Raw genomic sequence first — 22336 nt, forward strand, 5'->3', positions numbered from 1 at the left:
ACAGTCGGGTCGAATTTAGAACGCTTGTCATCGGCTAGAGGCAAGACGGGGCATTTCGGGAATGAGGCAGCGGAGGACGCGGCGTTCATCTCGAGGCCATGACGGCATGGGCAGACGCTAGCGGGTCTGGTCCATGCAGGCGCGACAGACCGGGGAACCGGCGCGCGCAGAGGAAAGCAACGGGTTAAAACGCATGACGCAATTGCAGCCAACTCCCACCGCCGACGCGCTGCCGCGCCGGTTTGCCGATTTCGCGACGCTGGGCGATGCGCTTGACTATGCCGCACTTGGGCAACGCGGGTTCAACTTCCACGATCCGCGCGGCACACTGGTTCGCCCTTATCCCTATAGCGAGCTGCGCAGCGACGCGCTGGCTCATGCAAGGCGGCTGATTGCGCGCGGCGTGAAGCCGGAAGACCGGATTGCCATCGTCGCCGAAACCAGCGCGGAATTTGCCTCGCTGTTCTTCGGCGCAGTCTATGCCGGCGCCTGGCCGGTTCCGCTGCCGCTGCCCACCAGCTTTGGCGGCAAGGAAAGCTATGTCGAGCAGCTGGGCGTGCAGTTGCGCAGCAGTGACCCCAGATTCCTGTTCTATCCCGCCGAGATCGCGGAAATGGGCAGCGAAGCCGCAAGACGCTGCGGTGTCGAGGGCATCGACTGGGAGAGCTTTGCAAGCGAAGCGGCGCCCGAGGTCGAGTTGCCGAGCGCCAGCCCCGAAGATATCTGCTATCTGCAATATTCGAGCGGATCGACCCGCTTTCCGCACGGCGTCGCGGTCACCCATGCCGCGCTGCTGAGCAATCTCGCCGCGCATTCGCACGGCATGCACGTGTGCGAGACCGACCGCTGCATCTCGTGGCTGCCCTGGTATCATGACATGGGCCTCGTTGGCTGCATGCTCTCGATGGTCGCCAATCAGGTCTCGACCGATTATCTGAAGACCGAGGATTTTGCGCGGCGTCCGCTCGCCTGGCTCGACCTGATCAGCCGCAACCCCGGCACCTCGTGCAGCTATTCGCCGACCTTCGGCTATGACATCTGCGCGCGCCGCATCGGCAGCCAGTCGCGCGTCGAGGAGCGCTTCGACCTGTCGCGCTGGCGGCTCGCAGGCAATGGCGCGGACATGATCCGCCCCGATGTCATGCAGGCGTTCGTCAACGCCTTTGCCCCTGCCGGGTTCAAGGCCAGCGCCTTCCTGCCGAGCTATGGCCTGGCTGAAGCGACGCTTGCTGTCACGCTGATGCCGCCGGGCGAAGGCATTGTCGTCGATCTGGTCGAGGAACAGCGCCTGTCGGGCGCGCCGGTCGATCCGTCCAAGCCCAAGCGCTACCGCTCGATCGTCAATTGCGGCAAGGCCTGCCGCGACATGTCGATCGAGATCCGCGATGCCGATGGCAAGGTGATGCCCGATCGCGAGATCGGCAAGGTCTGGACCGCAGGCCCGTCGATCATGCACAGCTATTTCCGCGATCCCGAAGCGACCGAGGCCTGCCTTGTCGATGGCTGGCTCGATACCGGCGACATGGGCTATATGGTCGATGGCTATCTCTATATCGTCGGCCGCGCCAAGGACATGATCATCATCAACGGCAAGAACCACTGGCCGCAGGATATCGAATGGGCGGTGGAACAGCTGCCCGGGTTCAAGTCGGGCGACATTGCCGCCTTCTCGATCACCACGCCGGCTGGCGAAGAGGCCCCTGCCGTGCTGGTGCAGTGCCGCACCACCGACGAGGCCGAACGGCGACGGCTGAGGGACGAAATCCGCGAGAAGGTGCGGTCGATCACCGGTATGAACTGCGTGATCGAACTGGTGCCGCCGCGCACGCTGCCACGCACCTCTTCGGGCAAGCTCAGCCGCGCCAAGGCCCGCAACCTGTATCTGTCAGGGGAAATCCAGCCGTACGAACTGGCGGCCTGAACCGATTTGCAGCAGGCGGTGTTCCATTCCGGAACACTTGCCAGCTCTAGCTGATCCGGACGACGCGATGCCCCGGCCATTGCCTGGTCTTGCCGCATTGCGCTTGCATTCCCGCGCTGTATTGTTATCTTAACACAGTAACACTTATCACTTGCCTGAAACCGGGACTCCCCTCATTTTGGTGTCCAGGCGGGAACGGGAGCTGACATTGCCATGGCGACGCAAACTGCGATTGCGGACAAGAAACTGACGCTGGAGGCACCCGATCCGGTGCCGATCGTGACTGCTGCCGAGGCGACGGGCCTGGTGCCGGTGTCCGAAGAGGTGCGCTCGAAGCTCGACGAGAAGGTTGACGGCTTCATCAGCGATCTGGTCGCGCAGGACGTCAACTCGCCCGAATTCGGCAAGCGCGTCGACCAGATCACCAATATGGGCCGCAAGGAAATCACCGATGCGGCGGGCCAGTCGAACCGCTTTCTCGATCGCCCGGTGCGCGCGATGGACAGCGACAATTCGGTCGGCGCGAACCTCGCCCAGCTGCGCCGCACGGTCGAGGATCTCGACCCCGGCAAGAAGGGTGACCTGTTCACCCGCAAGAAGATTTTCGGCATCATCCCCTTCGGCAACAAGATGCGCGACTATTTCGACAGCTACAAGTCGAGCCAGGGGCATATCCAGTCGATCCTGGGCAGTCTCCAAAGCGGCAAGGACGAACTGCTGATGGACAATGCCGCGATCGACGTCGAACGGCAAAATCTGTGGGCCGCGATGGGCAAGCTCGAGCAGATGATCCATGTGTCGAAGACGCTCGACGCGCGGCTCGAAGCCAAGGCCGCCGAGCTGGAAATGACCGATCCTGCCAAGGCCAAGGCGATCAAGGAAACAGCGCTCTTCTATGTCCGCCAGCGCACGCAGGATCTGCTCACCCAGATGGCGGTGACCGTGCAGGGCTATCTCGCGCTGGACCTCGTCAAGAAGAACAATGTCGAGCTGGTCAAGGGCGTCGACCGCGCCAGCACCACCACGGTCGCGGCACTGCGCACCGCCGTCACCGTCGCGCAGGCGCTGGTCGGGCAGAAGCTGGTGCTCGACCAGATCACCGCCTTGAACACCACCACCGCGAACATCATCGATTCGACCGGCACGATGCTCAAGGACCAGACCGCGAAGATTCACGAACAGGCGGCATCGGCGACGATTCCGGTCGAGACGCTGCAGCGCGCCTTCCAGAATATCTATGACACGATGGACAATATCGACACGTTCAAGGTCAAGGCGCTCGACAGCATGAAGACCACGGTCGACACGCTAAGCAAGGAAGTCGAGAAATCCAAGGGCTATATCGCGCGCGCCGAGGGCGCCTCGCAGGGCGGCGGCACGACGTCCGGCCCGTCGCTGCTGAGCTCGCTGGAGGCTTGAACCAGGCTTGCCCATGTCCAAATCGCTGACCAGCCAGTCCGACCAGATCCTCGCCGATGCCGCCGCGGTCAAGCGCCGGGTGCAGATGGGTCCGTCGATCGGCAGCAAGTCGCGCGCATTGAAGCGCGAGCATCTGTGGAAGAAGATCGCGGCGATCGCGATCAGCATCGGCGTTATCCTGGTGGCGGCGGGCATCGTCGGCGCGATCATCGATGGCATCGGCTTTTATGGCGTGCTCCTCACCGTCCTCGCGGCGGTTGTCGCCACGGTCGTGCTGGGCAGCGGCATGAAGCTGAAAGTACCGACGCCCGAGCGGCTGGCCAAGGAGCCCTTGAAGGTGCTTGCGGGCAAGACCGAGATCTGGCTCGAGAGCCAGCGCCCCGCGCTGCCCGCGCCCGCCGTCACGCTCGTCGACCAGATCGGCGTGCAGCTCGACATGCTCGCGCCGCAGCTTCAGACGCTGGAAGAAAACAGCGAACCGGCACGCGAAATCCGCAAGCTGGTCGGCGAACATCTGCCCGAGCTGATCACCGGCTATCGCAAGATCCCGGCGAGCATGCGCCAGGAAAAGCGCGGCGAGCGGACCCCCGACGAGCAGCTGATCCATGGCCTCGGCGTCATCGAACGCGAAATCGCCAGCGCCACCCGCACCATTGCCGAGGGCGATGCCGACAAGCTCGCGATCCGCGGCCGCTATCTCGAACTCAAATATGATGGTGTTGCCGACACCGAGTGATTAGGCTGGTGCGATGCTCGATTTCCTGCTCGCCAGCCAGAACACACCCTTTGCCGCAGCCATCGTATTGATGCTGCTGATCGGCGGCGCGCAGGTAGCTGGCCTGGGCGATTTCGATGCCGATCATGACCTGGGCGATGCCGCGAGCGATGGACTGCTGTCGCTGCTCGGCCTTGGTCGCCTGCCGTTGCTGCTCTGGGTCGCCCTGTTCCTGATGATCTTCGGCATCATCGGCTATGCGGGCCAGCAATTCTGGCAGGCGCTGACCGGCAGCCTAGCCAGCGCGTGGCTTGCAGGCCCAGTCGCCGCCGCCGTCTCGCTGCCCTTCACCGGCGCAGGCGCGCGCGTGCTGGCGCAGATCATGCCGCAGGACGAAACCACCGCTGTGGCCGTCGATTCCCTGGTCGGCCGCTTCGCCACCATCCAGACCGGCACCGCCCGCCCCGGCTCACCCGCCCGCGCCCGCGTCACCGACGTGCACGGCCACCCGCATTACGTGATGGCTGAACCCGACAATGCCGACCAGGTGCTGCATGAAGGCGAGGACATCCTGCTGGTCCGCCGTGAGGGCGAGGTCTTCCGCGCGATCAGCAAGGGTGGTCATTTTCTGCCGGGGTTGTGAGAAAATTGCTCTCTCCCCTTCAGGGGGAGAAACGAAGGCTTGGCAGCTTGCTGGCTAGCCAGAGTTGAGGGAAGCGGGCGTGGCGCGGGGCCTTCGACAAGCTCAGGCTGAGCGGGTCTGATCATCCGCAAACTGGCGTCAGTTCTGCTTCGATTGTCCTCGCAACGGCCTCTTCGACTGGTTAGCTTCGATACCAGTTTCAACGATTCTTCCTGGCCCCAAGGAGCCCCCATGACCGACATCATCCCCAGCGGGGTCGTTACCATCGCCATGCTCGCGGGCACGGTGTTCGCGTTTCTGCTGATCGTTGGCCTCATCATCACCCGGCTGTACAAGCGCGCGACCAAGGAGATTGCTTTCGTCCGCACCGGCTTTGGCGGGGAGAAGGTGGTAATGAACGGCGGTGCGCTGGTGCTGCCGGTGCTGCACGAGACGATGCCGGTGAACATGAACACCGTGCGGCTGGCGGTGGAGCGCAAGAATACCGATGCGCTGATCACGCTCGACCGGCTGCGGATCGACGTGAAGGCGGAATTCTATGTGCGCGTGCGGCCCGATGCGGGGGCGCTCGCCATGGCGGCGCAGACGCTGGGCCTGCGCACGATGCAGCCCGAGGCATTGAAGGATCTGGTCGAGGGCAAGTTCGTAGACGCGCTGCGCTCGGTCGCGGCGGGCATGACGATGAACCAGTTGCACGAGCAGCGCAGCGATTTCGTGCAGAAGGTGCAGCAGGTCTCGTCGGCCGATCTGGCGATGAACGGACTGGAGCTCGAATCGGTCTCGCTGACCGGGCTCGACCAGACCAGCATCGAGCATTTCAACGCCAACAACGCGTTCGACGCCGAGGGCCTGACCAAGCTGACCGAGCAGATCGAGCTGCGCAAGAAGGCGCGCAACGATATCGAGCAGGATACACGCGTGCAGATCGAGACCAAGAATCTGGAGGCGGACAAGCGGTCGCTCGAAATCTCGCGCGACAATGAATTCGCCCGGCTGGAGCAGGAGCGCGAGATCGAGATGCGCCGCGCCGAACAGGCGGCCGAGGTCGCCCGCGAACAGGCGCTGCGCAACCAGGAGGCCGAAGCGGCGCGGATCGAGGCGAAGAAGCTGGTCGACAGCCAGCAGATCGAGGCCGACCGCGCGGTGCAGCAGGCGCGGATCGCGCAGCAGCAGGCGATCGAGATTGCCCGGCAGGAACAGCAGATCGCCATCCAGAACAAGAGCCGCGAGGAAAGCCAGGCCAAGGGCGAGGCCGATACCGCGCGCGCCACTGCGGTCGCCGCCGAGGAGCAGGTGACCACCGCACGCGAGACCGAGATTGCCGAGCGTTCCAAGCGCATCGAGCTGATCGAGGCGGCCAAGCAGGCCGAGCGCGATGCGATCCGCGTCAAGGTCGAGGCAGAGGCCGAGAAGGCCGCCGCCGCCAACCGCGCCGAAGCGGTGCGGCTGGAGGCCGAGGGCGAATCCGAAGCCGAAAAGCTGCGCGCGGACGCAGCGCGGGTGCGCTTCGAGGTGGAAGCTGCAGGCCAGCGCGCGGTCAACGAAGCGGCGAACCTGCTGTCATCCGACCAGATCTCGCTGCAGACCAAGCTTGCGCTGCTCAAGGTGCTGCCCGAAGTCATCCGCGAGGCGTCCAAGCCGCTGGAAGCCATCGATTCGATCAAGATCGTCAAGGTGGACGGGCTGGGCCAGTCGGGCGGCACGTCCGGGTCCGCGAATATGGGCAGCAGCGGCAATCTCGCCAGCGACGCCGTCGCCGCCGCCCTGAGCTATCGCGCCCAGGCCCCGATCATCGACGGGCTGATGAAGGACCTCGGCCTCAACGGCGCGTCGCTCGACGGGCTGGTGGCGGGCGCGGCGCAGATCGAGGCAGCCCCGGCAGCCAATGATGCGCCGCCGCCTGCGGAGGGAACTGCTTAAGCGCTCAGCCAGTCGCCGCCGGGTATCCGCTCCAGCGCGTCGCGCGGCAGGTTCCAGACATAGACCATCGCGGAGACCGCCCCGCCTGCCGTCATGACAGGCGCGATCTCACGGCGATAATCGTGCGGCGGCGGATCGTCGGGGCCGCAGCTTTCGAAAATGTCGAGCCAGGGGAGGCTGGCGGCGGGGTCGGTGAGGCGCAGCAGATCGCCGGTGATGCTATCGCTGCCCTCCAGCACCAGCGCCGGGTACCAGCTGACGCGGTAAAGCGTGCCGGTGAGCGTACCCATGCCCAACCACTCGCTTTCGCGCGCGAGCCGTGTCGCATTGGGATGATCGCTTCCCCGGCGCAGCGTGCCGTAGACGAACAGCAAAGGGGTCTGGATAGCGGACATGGATTATGGCTATCATGCCGCCAGGAGACAATCGAGATGCAGCGCTACACCAGCTTTGCCGAATTCTGGCCTTATTACCTGAGCGAGCATAGCCGCCCGCTGACCCGCGCATGGCATTATGTCGGCACGACGCTGGTCGTGCTGCTGGCGCTGGCGGCGCTGCTCACCGGGAGTTTCCTGCTGTTCGCGATGATGCCGGTCGCGGGCTATTTCTTCGCCTGGATCAGCCACTGGCGGATCGAGCGAAACCGGCCTGCCACCTTCACCTATCCGCTCTGGTCGCTGGCGGCGGACTTCAGGATGTGGGCTCTGTGGCTGACCGGCCGGCTGGGGCCCGAGCTCAGGCGCGCCGGGGTCGCCTGACGGGAACCGCCCTGCGCGCCCCGGCGTAGTCCGGGCAGCAAGGAGAGTTCCCCATGACCGATACCGAAAACCGCCAGCCGACCGATCCCGTCGACTGCACCGATGAAACCGCCCAGCGCGCAGGCGCGAAGAAGTCTAGCCTGAACGAGCAGGCGCACGGTGATACCGAACCGCCCGAGCCCGATGTCGACAAGGACAATGTCAGCGAAGACGAACTCGACGATGCGCTCGACGATTCGATGGACGCGTCGGACCCGCCGGCCTTTACTCAGCCCTGACGCGCTTTGCGCGACCGACGAGCAGCGGGAACAGGGCCAGTGGACCCTGTCCCGCAAGGCCCGCCACTCCGGGCATGTGGAAGAGATCGTCATACCATTGCTCCGCGCTGATCCCCAGCGCGAGGCCCAGCAGAAGCTCGGCGAGCATGAGGACCAGCGATCCGGTTATCCCCATGACGACCAGGTCGCCATTTCCTGCAAGAGCGGAAGATCGCTGGACGATGGCGTGTGCGCGCCAGGCCATGGCGAGCAGCAGCAGCGGAAGTTCGATCAGTACGGCGATCGATGTTCCCAGCGCAGGCGCGACGATCAACGTTCGGATGACACCGAGGACGAACCCCAGTGCAAAGGCTTCGAGCCCGTAGCGCAATCCCGCACGAAGTGCCGGGCCCCGCATATCGTCACACCGTGATCAGCAACCCGGCGAGCGCCGCGCTCATCAGGTTCGCCAGGCTGCCGGCGGCCAGTGCCTTCAATCCCAGCCGCGCGATCATCGGCCGCTGGCTGGGGGCGAGCCCGCCGGTCACCGCCATCTGGATCGCGATCGAGGAGAAATTGGCAAAGCCGCACAGCGCGAAGGTGACGATCGCGATGGTGCGCGCGGACAGCCCGGCATCGGGACCGCCGAGTTCGATGAAGGCCACGAATTCGTTGAGCACGATCTTGGTGCCGAACAGCCCGCCTGCGCGCAGCGCCTCGTCCCACGGCACGCCGATGAGGTACATGATCGGCGCAAAGACATAGCCGACGATCTGCTGGAACGAGAGGCCGGGCTGACCAAACCAGCCACCGATGCCCGCCAGCATGCCATTGGCAAGCGCGACCAGCGCGACGAACGCCAGCACCATGGCGCCGACCGCCACGGCCAGCTTGACGCCGGTCTGCGCGCCCATGGCCGCCGCCATGATGACATTGGCGGGGCGCTCGTCCTCATATTCGACATCGAGCGGCATCACGGCTTCATTGTTCCGGTCGGCTGGATCGTCGGGCATGATGATCTTGGCCATCAGGATGCCGCCGGGCGCGGACATGAACGCAGCGGCGAGCAGATAGTCGATGCGGATGCCCATCGCGGCATAGGCGGCGAGGATCGTGCCGGCGACGCCCGCCATGCCGACGCTCATCACCGTGAACAGCTGCGCGGGCTTGAGCCCCGCCAGATAAGGGCGGATCACCAGTGGCGATTCGCTCTGGCCGACGAAGATGTTGGCCGCCGCGCACAGGCTTTCGACCTTGGAAATGCCGATCAGCTTCTCGATGCCGCCGCCGACCCACTGGATCACGCGCTGCATGATGCCGAGATAATAGAGGATCGACACCAGCGCCGAGAAGAAGATGATCACCGGCAATGCGGCAATCGCAAAGCTGTTGCCGCCGACCTCGGGGCTGGCGAGCGGGCCGAAGATGAAATTGGTACCCGCCTGGGCATAGCCGAGCAGATTGGCGACGCCGCGCGACATCGCCTGGATGGCGGTGCGTCCTGCGGGCACATAGAGCACCAGCACGGCGATGCCCGCCTGCAGCGCAAAGGCGGCGCCGACAACACGCAGCCTTATGGCGCGACGGTTGTTCGACAGCAGCAGGGCAATCACCAGAATCAGCGCAATGCCTGCCACCCCCAGCAAAATCCGTGTCATGCCTGCGCCCGTGTCCCGTCTATCGAATTTGAAGATTGTCCCCGGTTCTGCCTAGCCAGAATGACGCGGCGGGGAAAGCAGGAACTGACGCTCGCCCTGGCCAGCGGATCAGGCGGGTTGACGCTTTGCAACCTGCCAGCAGCCGCTGACGATCAGCGCCGCGCCGGCCAGGGTGGTCCAGCCGATCGTCTCGTCGAAGATCAGCCAGCCGAACAGCGCGCCCCAGATGAACATCGAATATTCCAGCGGTACCAGCGCCTGCGCCTCGGCCCGGGCATAGGCCCAGGAAAGCAGCGACAGCGACAGGATCGCCAGCACCGCCGCCAAGGTCAGCAGTCCCCAGCCCAGCGGCGCTGCCATGGCCGAATCGCCCGGCAGAGCGCCGGCAAAGGGCATGGCGAGCCCGATCCAGAAGGCCATGATGACATTCTGCACCAGCACGATTTCCTGCGGGCTGGCGATCTGCGCCTGCTGGCGCTGCAGCACCAGGTTCCAGGCATAGAGCACGGCCGACGCCATGATCGCGGCGATGCCCTGCCATCCGGGCGCGCTGTCGCTCGCGACCGCTGCACTGCCCAGCCAGCCGAGCCTGCCTGCCGATATGACGAGCACGCCGCCAAAGCCCAGCACCGATGCCAGCACCGCGCCGCGCCCGATTCTTTCCTTGAGCAGGACTGCCGCGAGGAACAGGGCGATGATCGGCGCGATGAAGGTGATCGCTACCGCTTCTGCCATGGGTGTGCGCGCGAGGCCCCAGAAGAACAGCACCGCCATGCCCGCGACCACCGTGCCGCGCAGCAGGTGCAGTCGCAGGGCTGCGCCGCGGGGGAGGCGTCGGTTGCCTCTGGCGACGAAAAGGATGCCCGCCAGCACCGACCCGATCACGCAGCGCCAGAACAGAGCTGCGATCACGCCGATATCGATCGTCACCGCCTTCATCGCGCTGTCCATCGCGCCGAAGAACATCATCCCGCCCAGACAGGCGAGCATGGCCAGAAGCGGCGCGCGCGGCGATGTCGTGAGCGGAGCGGGAACGGTGGCCATGCCGCCGCTATCGGGGCGCGAAGCTGCGCTGTCCAGTGCTGTCAGCCAGGCAAGGGGTTTTCAGCGGTCCAGCTTTGCCAGCGCCGCGCGCGTCGCATCGCGATAGGCAGTGCCGTCATGCCGGTGCGCGCCGACAAAGTGCATGAACCGGCAATCGGCATCCCAGGGTTCGGCCCAGTAATTGGCATACTGGCGATAGGGCAAAAGCACGGGATCGGGATCGTTGGCGACGACGAAGCTGGAGGTCACCTGCTCGCTGCCCCATTCGGCCATAGCCTCGCGGCCGAGCAGCCGGACCATCTCGTCATGGAAGAAGCGCGCGGTCTCGCGCCCGTTGCCACCCCGGGCAAAACCGGCGAACCCTGCGCAACCACGGATATAGTTCAGTCGCTCGGCGTCGGACACAAGGGCGAGCGAACGTTCCATGCGCGCCTGGATATGGCGCGCATCGGCGGGAGAATTGGGCGCAGGCGGCTGAAATCCGGTACAGTTCCTCACCCCGATTTCCCATTCCTCTCCGCCCAGCAGGGTGAAGCTGCGATTGGCGGCAATGGCGTCGGCCACCACGCCGGGATGCCCCAGGGTCACCGTGTCGCTGTCCAGCTGTATGACATAATGGTCATGGCGCCGGTCGAGTATCGACAGGAAACGCTCCCATGCGCCGCCGGCCGGGAAGCCGCTATGGTCGACATCGGCAATGTCGATGATTTCGGGATTGCCGCAATGCCAGGCGAGCACCTCGCGATCCTCGGTGGTCAGCGTTCCGTCAGACAGGATGACCACCCGTCCCTGGCGCAGATGCCCCCAGAAGGACTTTACCGCGACCAGATAGGGCAACAGCACCGCCGTGCCCATCATCGAAAAGATGATCAGCCCATCATGTGCGGGGCGGATCGGCGCGGTTTCCAGCACCGGACGGCACACCGAATCATGTCGCCAGTTGTCGAGGCGCGCTTGCAGTCGATAGGGCAGAAACCGGGTCAGCATCGCAGGCACGCTTAGCATCTGGCGGTTAACCGGTGGCAAACAGGACAGGCGCGTCGCCCGGCTGCCAGGGTGGCAGGCGCAGCATCGCGGCCCCGAACAGATCAGACGCGATCAGTCCCGCCAGCCAGGCATGGACCTGCGGCACAGGCTGCGTATCGAACCAGGCCTGATCGGTCGCGGCAAACTGACGGACAAACGGGAACAGTGCAACATCGGCCAGTGTCCGCAAAGGCCCGCACAGAAAGGCGCTGGCGGCAAGACGCTGATCGAGCATGTCGAGAAACGCCATCCCTGCTGCGCGGTGTTCGATCGGGTCGCTGCCATGCCGATTGGGGTATTTGTAGCGATCGAGATGGTGCTTGAATGGCCCGTCGAACGTATCGATCAGCGCCCGGTCATCGCCCTGCAGCCAGCCTTCGGGATCATGGCGTCCCAGCGCCCAGCGCATGATGTCCAGGCTCTGGTCGATCACCGTCGCGTCGGGAAGCAGCAGCACCGGCACCGTGCCCTTGGGCGACGCATCGAGCATCGCCTGAGGCTTGGCGCGCAGCACGATCTCGCGCAGCTCGACTGCCTGGCCGCTGACCAGCAGCGCCATGCGCGCGCGCATCGCAAAGGGGCAGCGGCGGAAGCTGTAGAGGACAGGCAGCATCGTCATGCCGCCAGCATCAATCGAGCAAGCGGCCTGCGCGGCCCGCCAGTTCGGTCACATAGTGCCAGGCAATACGGCCCGAACGCGCGCCCCGCTGCCGCGCCCAGAGCAAGGCGTCCTCAGGAGCGAACTCGAGCCCGTACGCATCGGCATAGCCGCTGATGATATCGAGATAGGCATTCTGGTCGCAGACCGGGAAGCCGAGGCTCAGCCCGAACCGGTCGGCCAGCGCCAGCCGGTCGTCGACTGCATCGCGCGGATTGATCGGATCGTCCTGTTCGCTCATTTGCCGCTCGACGATCGCGCGGCGGTTGGAGGTGACCGCGAGCCGGACATTGGCCGGACGTGCCATCGCTCCGCCTTCGAGCAGCGAGCGCAGCGACCGCGCGGCGCTGGCAGCTTCGGGGCCGTCGAAGCCGATATCGTCGATAAAGAGCACGAAGCGGCGATCGACCTGGCCCAGCGCAGAGAACAGTGCAGGCAGCTGGATCAGCGCATCAGGCTCGCCGCCGGTCTGGACCAGCGCAATCGGTGCGCCCGATCCTTGCGCATCCGCGACCGCCGCCTTGACCAGAGCCGACTTGCCCATGCCGCGCGACCCCCAGAGCAGCACGTCATGCGCAGGCACCCCTGCGGCATGGCGCCGGACATTTTCGACAAAACTCGCCTTGTGCGCATCGATGCCGCGCAGGCGCTCGAGCGGCACGGCCTTGAGCTCGGGCACGGCCTCGGCTCCGCGTGCGCTCCAGACATAGGCAGGATGCGTGGTCCAGTCTGTCTCGCGCACCGGCGGTAGCGCGAGGCGTTCGAGTGCCTCTGCGATGCGGGCGAGAAGCTCAGTTTCATCCATAACCGGGCTCCCCCTACCCGTTTGTCCCGAGCGAAGTCGAGGGACGTGATCGGTACCGTTCGAACATACGTCCCTCGACACGCTCGGGACAAACGGAGTTGGAGGCTGCGCTCACCAACCGATCAAGCCGCCAGCGCCTCGGCATCCAGTGCATAGAGCAGGTCCGCGCCCGCCATGGCCGCTGCCTTCAGGCCCCCCGCCTCGGGCACCATGCGCTCCAGATAGAAGCGCGTCGTCACCAGCTTGGCTTTCAGGAATTCGGCATTGCCTTCGCCCGCGTCGAGCATCGCTTGCGCCGCGCGGCTCTGCTTGAGCATCAGCCAGCCTGCCGTCATCACCGCCATCATCGTGCAATAGGGATAGCTACCGGCGAGCCGGTCATCGACGCTCGCGCCGACCATATACTCGGTGACTTCCGCGACATCGCCGGCGAGCGAGGCCAGCGCGGGGTGATTGCCGGCATCGGCCTGCACCTCTGCGATCAGGCCGCGCACCACATCGCCGCCCGCCATGCCGAGTTTGCGCCCGACCAGATCCGCTGCCTGGATGCCGTTCGTGCCCTCGTAGATCTGCGCAATGCGGATATCGCGATAATATTGCGCCGCGCCGGTCTCCTCGACATAGCCCATGCCGCCATGGACCTGCACACCCAGCGAGGCGATCTCGCTGCCGAGATCGGTGCCATAGGTCTTGGCGAGCGGGGTCAGCAGATCGACCATCTCGCGCGCACCGGGCACGCCCAGATTGGCGCGGTCGACCTGGCCCGACGCGTAATAGAGCAGTGCACGGATCGCCTCGGTCCCCGCCTTCATGCGCAGCAGCATGCGGCGGACATCGGGATGCTCGATGATTGCGACCGGATCGCGGCCGGCCCCTGCGCGCGCCGACTGGACGCGTTCGCGCGCGAACCACAGCGCCTTTTGCGTTGCGCCCTCGGCGATCTGCACGCCCTGCAAGCCGACATTGAGCCGGGCGTTGTTCATCATCGTGAACATCGCGCGCATGCCGCCAAATTCGGGACCGATCAGCTCGCCGACGCTCTCGCCTTCCTCGCCGAACTGCAGCACGCAGGTCGGCGAAGCGTTGATGCCCATCTTGTGCTCGATCGACACCGTCTTGATGCCATTGGCCTCGCCCGGATTGCCGTCCGCGTCGAGCCGGTACTTGGGCACCAGGAACAGCGAGATGCCCTTGGTTCCGGCAGGCGCATCGGGGGTGCGCGCCAGCACCAGGTGGATGATGTTGTCGGCCATGTCATGATCGCCGAACGAGATGTAGATCTTCTGCCCGCGGATCGCATAGGTGCCGTCGCCGCGCGGGGTGGCGGTGGCGCGCAAGGCCCCCACATCGCTGCCCGCCTGCGGTTCGGTAAGGTTCATCGTGCCGGTCCATTCGCCGGTCGAAAGCTTGGGCAGGTACAGCGCCTTCTGCTGGTCGCTGCCGTGATGGTGCAGCGCCTCGATCGCGCCGACGGTCAGGATCGGGCAGAGCGCGAAGGCCATGTTGGCCGCGCCGAGCGAATCGAGCGCGACGGTCGCCAGGCTGAACGGCAGGCCCTGGCCGCCATGATCGGCAGGGGCGCTCAAAGCGCTCCAGCCCGCTTCGACATAATGCTGGTACGCCTCGCGGTACCCCTCGGGCATTGTCACCGCCCCGTCGATCAGCCGCGCACCGACGGTATCGCCGATGCGGTACAGGGGCGCGAATTCCCCGGCGGCAAATTCGCCTACGCCCTCGACAATCGCCTCGACCAGATCGGGCGTCGCTTCGGCAAAGCGATCATGGCCTTGCAGTTCGTCGATGCCGGTGATCGTCTTCAAGACGAACAGCTGTTCGGTGGTCGGTGCGGTGAAAGTCATGCTCTATTCCCTGCTGTCCCTTGCGTTTGAGCGCTGTATAGGCAGCAACATGCAAGCTTCCAAGCCTTCTGACCCGCGGATCGTGCCTGCCGATGCTGACGGAATGGCGCGCGCGGTGACGATCCTGCGCGAAGGCCGGCCCGTCGCGCTGCCGACCGAGACGGTCTATGGCCTGGCTGCCGATGCTTCGCGCGCAGATGCCGTAGCGGCGATCTATCGCACCAAGGGCAGGCCCGATTTCAACCCGCTGATCGTGCACGTGCCGGACATGACCAGCGCGCGGGCCATCGCGAGTTTTGATGAGCGCGCAGAAAAATTGGCCGCCGCCTTCTGGCCGGGTCCGCTGACGCTTGTTCTGCCGCTGCAAGAGGATGCAGGAATCGCGCCTGCGGTCACCGCAGGACTGCCGACGATCGCGCTGCGCTGCCCCGCGCACCCGGTGATGCGCGAGGTATTGCAGGCGAGCGGGCTGTATCTGGCCGCACCGTCCGCCAACCGTTCGGGGGCCATCAGCCCGACCGAGGCCGCGCATGTTGCGGCAAGCCTCGGCGACGGGCTTGAGCTGATCCTCGACGGGGGGCCGTGCAAGGCGGGGCTCGAATCGACCATAGTTGCGCTGCGCAACTTCGAGGATGCGCCTTCAGGCTGGCAACTGCTGCGCCCCGGACCGATCGATCCTGTCGCGATCGCAGCCCTGCTGGGCGAGCCTGCCATCCCGCTCGCAGACCAGCGAATCGAGGCACCGGGCCAGCTCGCCAGCCATTACGCACCCGGCAAGCCGCTGCGATTGGGAGCAGTGTCGGCGGATGCAGACGAATGGCTGATCGGTTTCGGCGATGTGGCAGGCCAGGACACGCTGTCGGCGGCGGGCGATCTCGCCGAGGCAGCGGCCAGTCTCTACGCCGCGCTCCACCGCGCCGATGCGAGCGACCGTGCCCGCATTGCAGTGGCGCCGGTGCCGGTGGGCGGCATGGGCGACGCCATCAATGACCGGCTGAAGCGCGCAGCGGCGGGCTAGAATATTTCGCCATCTCTACCCGTCACCCCCGCGCAGGCGGGGGTCCCGCTTCTGCGCCAACGTACCGAAGAAGCGGGATTCCCGCTTTCGCGGGAATGACGAAAACTTCAGGCTGCGCCTCCAAAACCCGCACCCACCGGCCAGCCGGGCCCGCGATAGGCAAGCACCTTGAACAGCGCGCCCATCTGATCGGGCGACACCAGCCGGTCGAGCGCGGTCATGATCTCCTGCGCCTTGGCGGGCTGACCCCTGGCGAGCACGGCCGCGCGCTGCGCGATGCCCAGCGCCATCAGCCAGTCGCCCTGCCCGACCGGACCGTGGCAATCGACATCGCCCGCCAGCGCGATCTGCTTGAGCTGCGCGAAATCGACCAGTGCGGTCAGATCGGCAAGGCCGGGATCGACGAACGGATCGACCTTCTGATGCGCGCGCACCGCCTGCAGCGTGCTGCCGGTCTGCGGTTCGGCATAGCCATAATCGATGAACAAGGCCGCCCCGCCCTGCGCCTTCAACCGCGCGGCAATCTCATAGGCCATGCCCGCCGCTGCCGGATTGCTCTCGAGGATCGTGCCGAGCGGGCTGTCTGCCCATTCCTTGGGCACTGCCGAGTCCATCGGCCGCGCCCCCGCGACCGGCAGGAAGCGCTCGCCATTGTGCACCACCACCCGCTCGCGCCAGCCCTGTTCGGCGCGCACGATCTGCCGCACCGGCAGCGCATCGAGAAATTCGTTCGCGACGATCAGCAAAGGCCCCTCGCGCGGAACGCTATCCAGCCCGTCATGCCAGGTGGCACCAGGCACGCTCAGCTTCTGCGCCATGCGCAGCGCGCTGCTGCCCTCGATCAGATGCACCTTGGGGTGGAACTGGAACTGCCCCATGGCACGCAGCGCATCGGCAGCAAGCGTACCCCGGCCGGGCCCGAATTCGACGAAATGGCAAAGCTGCGGCTTGCCGGCCTGCTGCCATTGATCAGCCAGCCACAGCCCGATCATCTCACCGAACATCTGGCTGATCTCGGGCGCGGTGATGAAATCGCCGGTCACGCCGAGCGGATCGGCGCGGTTGTAATATTGCGCGTTCGCCTCGGCCATGTAATGGGCGACGCTGATCGGTCCCGTGGCCCCGATCAACCGCCTGAACACCACCTCCAGCCCCTGGGGCGGATCCTGCTCTTCCACGAGGATCAGGCTGTCGCGGGCAGCGGCTTGGCCGTGCGCCCGCGCGAACTGACGATCAGGTACAGGCCGATCAGGATCATGGGTACGGTCAGCCACTGGCCCATGCTCATGCCCGTCTGATTGGCGAATTCGATCAGATGCGCATCGGGATTGCGGAAATATTCGACGATGAAGCGGGCAATTCCGTACCCTGCCAGGAACACGCCGCCCAGAAAGCCCGGGCGATGGCGGACCTGTGTCTTCCAGAACAGCAGCATCAGCACGATGCCCAGCACCAGCCCTTCCAGCCCGGCCTCGTAGAGCTGGCTGGGATGGCGCGGCAGTGCATCGGGATCGGTGGGGAAGATCACCGCCCAGGCGACGTCGGTCGGGCGGCCCCAGAGCTCTGCATTGACGAAATTGGCGAGGCGCCCGAACAGCAGTCCGAACGGCACGACACAGGCAACATAATCGCCGACGCGCAGATAGCTCAGCCTGTTGCGCCAGACGAGATAGCCGATCGCCAGCAGCACGCCGATCAGCCCGCCGTGGAAGGACATGCCCCCTTCCCACACCTTGAACACTTCAAGAGGGGTCTCGTACAGATCGGGCCGGTAGAAGGTGACATAGCCCAGCCGCCCGCCCAGGATGATGCCGAGCGTCGAATAGAGCATCAGGTCATCGGCATGGCGCTGCGCCATCGGCGCGCCGGGCGCCTTCAGCATGCGGCCCATATACCAATAGCCCAGCAGGATGCCGAACAGATAGGCCAGGCTGTACCATTTTAGCTGGAACGAACCGATCGAAAGGGCGACCGGCGACAGCCCCAGCTCCTCGAAGCGGATCGCGGTCTTCGCGGCAACGGTCCCAGAGGTCGATGCGATATTGGCGGCTAGCGCCGAAATGGGCAGGATCAAGGCTTTTCCCCAAGGGTTTTCCCCTTCATAAGGGCAGCCAAGCACAAGCGAAAGAGGAGAGATTTTGATGGCGACCGAGCTGGACCAGATGATGGATGAAGCCATCCAGGCGCTGACCGGCGAAGGAGGAATGCTCCCGCTGACGACCTTCGAGAAATATGGCCACAAGCTGCCCATGATCGCGTCGGCTCCGCCAGCGCTGTCGCATTTCTTTGCCTATTTCTGCATGCAGCATGCCGATGCCGAATTTCTGGTCGATGGCGAAACGCGGCTGACCTTTGGCCAGAGCTATGCCGCCGCGCGCCATGTCGCTGCCGCCCTGGTTGCAGGCCATGGCATCCGGAAGGGCGACCGGGTCGGCCTCGCCGCGCGCAATTCGGCCAACTGGATCATCGCCTATATGGGCATCTTGATGGCGGGCGGCGTCGCCACACTGCTCAACGGCTGGTGGCAGGGCCCGGAACTGTGCGCAGGGATCACCGATGTCGATTGCACATTGGTGCTTGCCGATGACCGCTGCGCGAGGCGCATTGCGGAATGCGGCGCGACCGGCAATGCCCGCTTGATCGTGTTCAGCCATGACGGCCCGCCCGAAAGCGGCCTTGCGCCGGTGCTCGAAGCCGGCGGCGACGCATCGACCGAGCTTCCCGAACTGACCGGCGACGATATTGCCACCATCCTGTTCACTTCTGGCTCCACCGGCCAGTCCAAGGGTGCCTATTCCGACCATCGTGGTGTGGTGCAGGGCGTGTTCAGCTATGTCGCACAGACGCTGATGGCGCTGAACATCGTCACCCGCCAGGGCAAGCCGCCCGAAGGCCAGCCCGCCACGCTGCTCAACGTACCGCTCTTCCATGTCACCGCCGAGGTGCCGGTGCTGCTGCAGAGCTTCGTCATCGGCCGCAAGCTCGTGCTGATGCCCAAATGGGATGCCGAAGAGGCGATGCGGCTGATCGAGAAGGAGAAGATCAGCTATTTCGTCGGCGTGCCGCTGATGAGCTACGAGATCGCCCAGCACCCCAATCGCGACAAGTATGACCTCAGGACCTGCGTCACCTTTGCCGCAGGCGGCGCGCCGCGCCCGGTCGAGCATGTCAAGCGCATCAAGGAGACGATGGACTGGGCCTTTCCGATCCTGGGCTATGGCCTGACCGAAACCAACGGTGTGGGCTGTGGCAATTTCAACGAGAATTACATGGCCAAGCCCGACAGCACCGGTCAGCCGTCGCGTCCGCTGGTCGATCTCGCCATTCTCGACGACAATGGTTACCCGCTGCCCCAAGGCCAGGTGGGCGAGGTTTCGATCCGATCGATCGCCAATTTCCTCGGTTACTGGAACAACGAGGCGGCGACGAAGGCGGCGATCATGCCCGACGGCTATTTCCGCACCGGTGATCTCGGCTATCTCGACGCCGACGGCTATCTGTTCATCGTCGACCGCAAGAAGGACATCATCATCCGCGGCGGCGAGAACATCAGCTGTGTCGAGGTGGAATCGGCGATCTATGCGCATCCCGACATTGCCGAGGCGAGCGTGTTCGGCATTCCCGACGAGCGGTTCGGCGAGATTGTCGGCGCGGTCTATGTCGTGCGCGAGGGCGCGAGCCTGAGCGACGAACAGCTTACCGAATTCCTGTCGGGCCAGCTCGCCGCGTTCAAGGTCCCGGCGCGCCTGTGGCAGAGCGCCGAGGCGCTGCCGCGTCTGGGTACGGCAAAGATCGACAAGGTCAGCTTGCGCAAGTCCTATCAGGCTGCCGTGGCGGCCGAAGCGGGAGCAGCCACCTGACCTTAACTTCGCGCCTGTATCGCTGCTTGCCATGAACCCCGTTGCCAACCAGCGCGCGATCATCGATCGCCGTGCGCTCGACGCCCGCATCGCCGAATTCGCTGCCGAACTCGGCGACAAGGCACGCATGCCGGTCGTCACGATATTGCGCGAGGCGCTGGCGGCAGGGCGCGCGGAAATTGCCGCGCGGCTGCATGCCAATCCGGCGGCGGGGCACGACTGCGCCGCCGCCCAAGCGTTTCTGATCGATCAGATCGTCCGGCTGATCCACGATTATGTCGTGCGATTTCAGTATCCGGTCGCCAATCACAGCGCGGGCGAGCATTTCTGCATCGCGGCGGTGGGCGGCTATGGCCGGGGCGAGATGGCCCCGCACAGCGATGTCGACATCGCCTTCCTTACCCCCATGCGCAAGAACAGCTGGACCGAGCAGGCGATCGAGGCGATCCTCTATATCATGTGGGATCTGGGGCTGAAGGTCGGCCATTCCAGCCGCTCGATCGACGAGATGGTCCGCCAGGCGCGCGGCGACCTCACCATCCGCACCGCCCTGCTCGAAGGGCGCTATGTCTGGGGCGACCAGGATATCTATCGCGAGGCCTCGGTGCGTTTCTGGAAGGATGTCGTCACCGGCACCGCGCGCGATTTCGTGTCGCAGAAGCTGGAGGAACGCGACCAGCGGCACAAGCGCATGGGTGACAGCCGCTATGTCGTCGAACCCAATGTGAAGGACGGCAAGGGCGGCCTGCGCGATCTGCACACGCTCTACTGGATCGGCAAATATATCCACCAGGTGCGTTCGGCGGCCGAACTGGTCGACGCGGGGCTTCTGACCATGACCGAATATCGCGGTTTCCGCCGTTCGGCCAATTTCCTCTGGGCGGTGCGCTGCCATCTGCACGATATTACCGGACGCGCAGAGGACCGGCTGACCTTCGACCTGCAGCGCGAGGTGGCGACGCGGATGCGCTTTGCCGACCGTCCGGGCAAGTCGGCGGTCGAGCGGTTCATGCAGTATTTCTTCCTCAACGCCAAACGCGTCGGCGACCTGACCGGCGTGTTTCTGGCGCAGCTGGACGACCAGTTCGCCGCGCGCGACCGGCGCTTCATTCCCGCGATCCTGCGCAGGCGCCCGCGCAAGCTTTCCGGCTTCATCCTCGATCGCGGACGGCTCGCCCTGCCCCGCCCCGATTTCTTCCGCGAAGACCCGATCCGGCTGATCGAGATCTTCCAGCTGGCCGACCGGCACAAGGTGGAAATCCACCCCAGCGCGATGCGCCAGGCGAGCATGGATGCGCATCTGATCGACCGGCATGTCCGCGCCGATCCGCGCCCCAATTCGCTGTTCATGGATGTGCTGTGCAGCCCACGCGACCCGGAACTGGTCCTGCGCTGGATGAACGAGGCAACGGTGTTCGGCCGCTTCGTGCCCGATTTCGGCCGCGTCGTCGCGCAGATGCAGTTCGACATGTACCACCATTATACGGCGGACGAGCATTCGATCCGCGCCATCGGCCTGCTCGCGCGGATCGAATCGGGCGAGCTCAAGGACGACCACCCGCTCGCCTATGACGTGATGCAGAAACTGATCAGCCGCCGCGTACTGTTCGTCGCGACGCTGCTGCACGATATTGCCAAGGGCAGGCGCGGCGATCACAGCGTGCTCGGCGCCGAGGTCGCGATGAAGCTCTGCCCGCGGCTCGGCATGACGGAGGCGGAAACCGAGCAGGTTGCCTGGCTGGTGCGCTATCACCTGCTGATGTCGGCCACCGCGTTCAAGCGCGATCTGACCGATTACAAGACCATCGCCGATTTCGCCGCCATGGTGCAGAGCCCCGAGCGGCTCAAGCTGTTATTGGTGCTGACCGTGGTCGACATTCGCGCGGTCGGCCCCGGAATCTGGAACAGCTGGAAGCGCCAGCTGCTCGGCACACTGTTCGAATCGACCGAGGAACTGCTGCGGCTCGGCCACAAGCAGCATGGTCGGCGCGAGCGCGTCATCGCCAAGCAGGAAGCCGCGCGCGCGGCCTTGGGGATCGACGAGGCCCGCTTTGTCCAGCTAGCGCGCAAGCTCGACGACGCATACTGGATCGCCGAGCCGGACGATATCATCGCGCAGAACCTCAAGCTGATCGATGCGCACGATACCGAGCCGCTGACGGTGGCGGCAGAATTCTATCCGGCACGCGGCGCGACCCTGGTGACGGTCAGCGCGGCCGACCATCCCGGCCTGTTCTATCGCATCGCAGGCGGCATTCACCTTGCAGGCGGAAACATCATCGATGCGCGCATCCACACCCGGCGCGACGGCATGGCGCTTGACAATTTCCTGGTGCAGGATCCGCTCGGTCGCCCGTTCATGGAAGAAAGCCAGATAGCGCGCCTGAAGACTGCCATTGCCGATGCGCTGGCCAACCGCGTTGCCTTGACCCCGCGCCTGATCGCGCGCCCGGTCGCCCGACCCCGCGCCGAAGCCTTTAGCATCGCGCCCAATGTTCTGGTCGACAACAAGGCGTCAAACCGTTTCACCGTGATCGAGGTCAATGCGCTCGATCGGCCTGCCTTGCTCAACCGCCTGGCGTTCGCCCTGTTCGACCTCAAGTGCATCGTCCACTCGGCGCATGTCGCCACCTATGGCGAGCGCGCGGTCGACACCTTCTATGTCACCGATCTGCTGGGGGGCAAGATCGACAGCAAGAGCCGGCTGAAGACATTGGAAAAGCGATTGCTGGCAGCAGCCTCGCAAGACAGCGAACAGGCGGTCGCGGCTTGAGC

20 protein-coding genes are annotated in these 22336 nt (G+C 65.1%); 10 read left to right on the top strand and 10 right to left on the bottom strand.

Annotated features, from left to right (window positions below; translation table 11 throughout):
- Positions 1-193 precede the first annotated feature (193 nt).
- The 5 genes from C7451_RS13990 to C7451_RS14010 all read left to right on the top strand — a co-directional run bounded on the left by C7451_RS13990 (position 194) and on the right by C7451_RS14010 (position 6618).
- On the top strand, positions 194-1921 hold the full coding sequence (locus C7451_RS13990) for a fatty acyl-AMP ligase (protein ID WP_110299691.1): 1728 nt from the start codon (positions 194-196) through the stop codon (positions 1919-1921).
- A gap of 213 nt (positions 1922-2134) precedes the next feature.
- Positions 2135-3340 (top strand): toxic anion resistance protein, encoded by a 1206-nt coding sequence (locus C7451_RS13995; RefSeq protein WP_110299596.1) that lies wholly within the window; start codon positions 2135-2137, stop codon positions 3338-3340.
- A gap of 13 nt (positions 3341-3353) precedes the next feature.
- Complete coding sequence (locus C7451_RS14000; RefSeq protein WP_110299597.1) at positions 3354-4076, top strand: hypothetical protein; 723 nt, start codon at positions 3354-3356, stop codon at positions 4074-4076.
- A 13-nt stretch (positions 4077-4089) separates the two neighbouring features.
- Complete coding sequence (locus C7451_RS14005) at positions 4090-4698, top strand: YqiJ family protein (protein WP_110299598.1); 609 nt, start codon at positions 4090-4092, stop codon at positions 4696-4698.
- A 270-nt stretch (positions 4699-4968) separates the two neighbouring features.
- A complete protein-coding gene (locus C7451_RS14010; RefSeq protein WP_425266494.1) occupies positions 4969-6618 on the top strand; it encodes a flotillin family protein in 1650 nt (549 codons plus the stop codon).
- Here the strand turns inward: C7451_RS14010 and C7451_RS14015 are convergent.
- Positions 6615-7013 (bottom strand): gamma-glutamylcyclotransferase family protein, encoded by a 399-nt coding sequence (locus C7451_RS14015; RefSeq protein ID WP_244181905.1) that lies wholly within the window; start codon positions 7011-7013, stop codon positions 6615-6617. The genes C7451_RS14010 and C7451_RS14015 overlap by 4 nt on opposite strands.
- Before the next feature lie 36 nt (positions 7014-7049).
- Between C7451_RS14015 and C7451_RS14020 the strand changes: the two genes are divergently transcribed.
- Positions 7050-7376 (top strand): Mpo1-like protein, encoded by a 327-nt coding sequence (locus C7451_RS14020; RefSeq protein WP_110299600.1) that lies wholly within the window; start codon positions 7050-7052, stop codon positions 7374-7376.
- A 53-nt stretch (positions 7377-7429) separates the two neighbouring features.
- Positions 7430-7654: a hypothetical protein gene (locus C7451_RS14025; RefSeq protein WP_110299601.1), complete on the top strand. Its 225-nt coding sequence runs from the start codon at positions 7430-7432 to the stop codon at positions 7652-7654.
- Here C7451_RS14025 and C7451_RS14030 read toward each other — a convergent pair.
- The 7 genes from C7451_RS14030 to C7451_RS14060 all read right to left on the bottom strand — a co-directional run bounded on the left by C7451_RS14030 (position 7641) and on the right by C7451_RS14060 (position 14683).
- On the bottom strand, positions 7641-8051 hold the full coding sequence (locus tag C7451_RS14030) for a hypothetical protein (protein ID WP_110299602.1): 411 nt from the start codon (positions 8049-8051) through the stop codon (positions 7641-7643). The two genes, C7451_RS14025 and C7451_RS14030, sit on opposite strands and share 14 nt — an antisense overlap.
- A gap of 4 nt (positions 8052-8055) precedes the next feature.
- On the bottom strand, positions 8056-9291 hold the full coding sequence (locus C7451_RS14035; protein ID WP_110299603.1) for a NupC/NupG family nucleoside CNT transporter: 1236 nt from the start codon (positions 9289-9291) through the stop codon (positions 8056-8058).
- A gap of 108 nt (positions 9292-9399) precedes the next feature.
- Positions 9400-10335: a DMT family transporter gene (locus tag C7451_RS14040; RefSeq protein WP_208625220.1), complete on the bottom strand. Its 936-nt coding sequence runs from the start codon at positions 10333-10335 to the stop codon at positions 9400-9402.
- 60 nt (positions 10336-10395) lie between these two features.
- Positions 10396-11322 carry a hypothetical protein gene (locus tag C7451_RS14045; protein WP_146215372.1) on the bottom strand — a complete coding sequence of 309 codons (927 nt, stop codon included), beginning with the start codon at positions 11320-11322 and terminating at the stop codon, positions 10396-10398.
- A 25-nt stretch (positions 11323-11347) separates the two neighbouring features.
- Positions 11348-11980: a glutathione S-transferase gene (locus tag C7451_RS14050; protein ID WP_110299605.1), complete on the bottom strand. Its 633-nt coding sequence runs from the start codon at positions 11978-11980 to the stop codon at positions 11348-11350.
- Positions 11981-11990: 10 nt separating this feature from the next.
- Entirely contained in the window at positions 11991-12824 is an 834-nt protein-coding gene (locus tag C7451_RS14055) for an ATP-binding protein (protein WP_110299606.1), read from the bottom strand.
- A gap of 122 nt (positions 12825-12946) precedes the next feature.
- A complete protein-coding gene (locus C7451_RS14060) occupies positions 12947-14683 on the bottom strand; it encodes an acyl-CoA dehydrogenase family protein (protein WP_110299607.1) in 1737 nt (578 codons plus the stop codon).
- A 49-nt stretch (positions 14684-14732) separates the two neighbouring features.
- Between C7451_RS14060 and C7451_RS14065 the strand changes: the two genes are divergently transcribed.
- Entirely contained in the window at positions 14733-15701 is a 969-nt protein-coding gene (locus tag C7451_RS14065; RefSeq protein ID WP_110299694.1) for an L-threonylcarbamoyladenylate synthase, read from the top strand.
- A gap of 107 nt (positions 15702-15808) precedes the next feature.
- On the opposite strand, the gene C7451_RS14070 is transcribed toward C7451_RS14065, so the two are convergent.
- Positions 15809-16879: a class I SAM-dependent methyltransferase gene (locus tag C7451_RS14070; protein ID WP_244181924.1), complete on the bottom strand. Its 1071-nt coding sequence runs from the start codon at positions 16877-16879 to the stop codon at positions 15809-15811.
- 5 nt (positions 16880-16884) lie between these two features.
- Positions 16885-17775: a prolipoprotein diacylglyceryl transferase gene (gene lgt / locus C7451_RS14075; protein WP_244181907.1), complete on the bottom strand. Its 891-nt coding sequence runs from the start codon at positions 17773-17775 to the stop codon at positions 16885-16887.
- Between the two features lie 67 nt (positions 17776-17842).
- Here lgt and C7451_RS14080 point away from each other — a divergent pair, with 67 nt between their 5' ends.
- Positions 17843-19561 (top strand): class I adenylate-forming enzyme family protein, encoded by a 1719-nt coding sequence (locus C7451_RS14080; RefSeq protein ID WP_110299609.1) that lies wholly within the window; start codon positions 17843-17845, stop codon positions 19559-19561.
- A gap of 31 nt (positions 19562-19592) precedes the next feature.
- Positions 19593-22334, top strand: a complete 2742-nt coding sequence (locus C7451_RS14085; protein WP_110299610.1) for a [protein-PII] uridylyltransferase — start codon at positions 19593-19595, stop codon at positions 22332-22334.
- Positions 22335-22336 lie beyond the last annotated feature (2 nt).

Source organism: Blastomonas natatoria, assembly GCF_003201955.1.
GTDB classification, from domain to species: domain Bacteria; phylum Pseudomonadota; class Alphaproteobacteria; order Sphingomonadales; family Sphingomonadaceae; genus Blastomonas; species Blastomonas natatoria.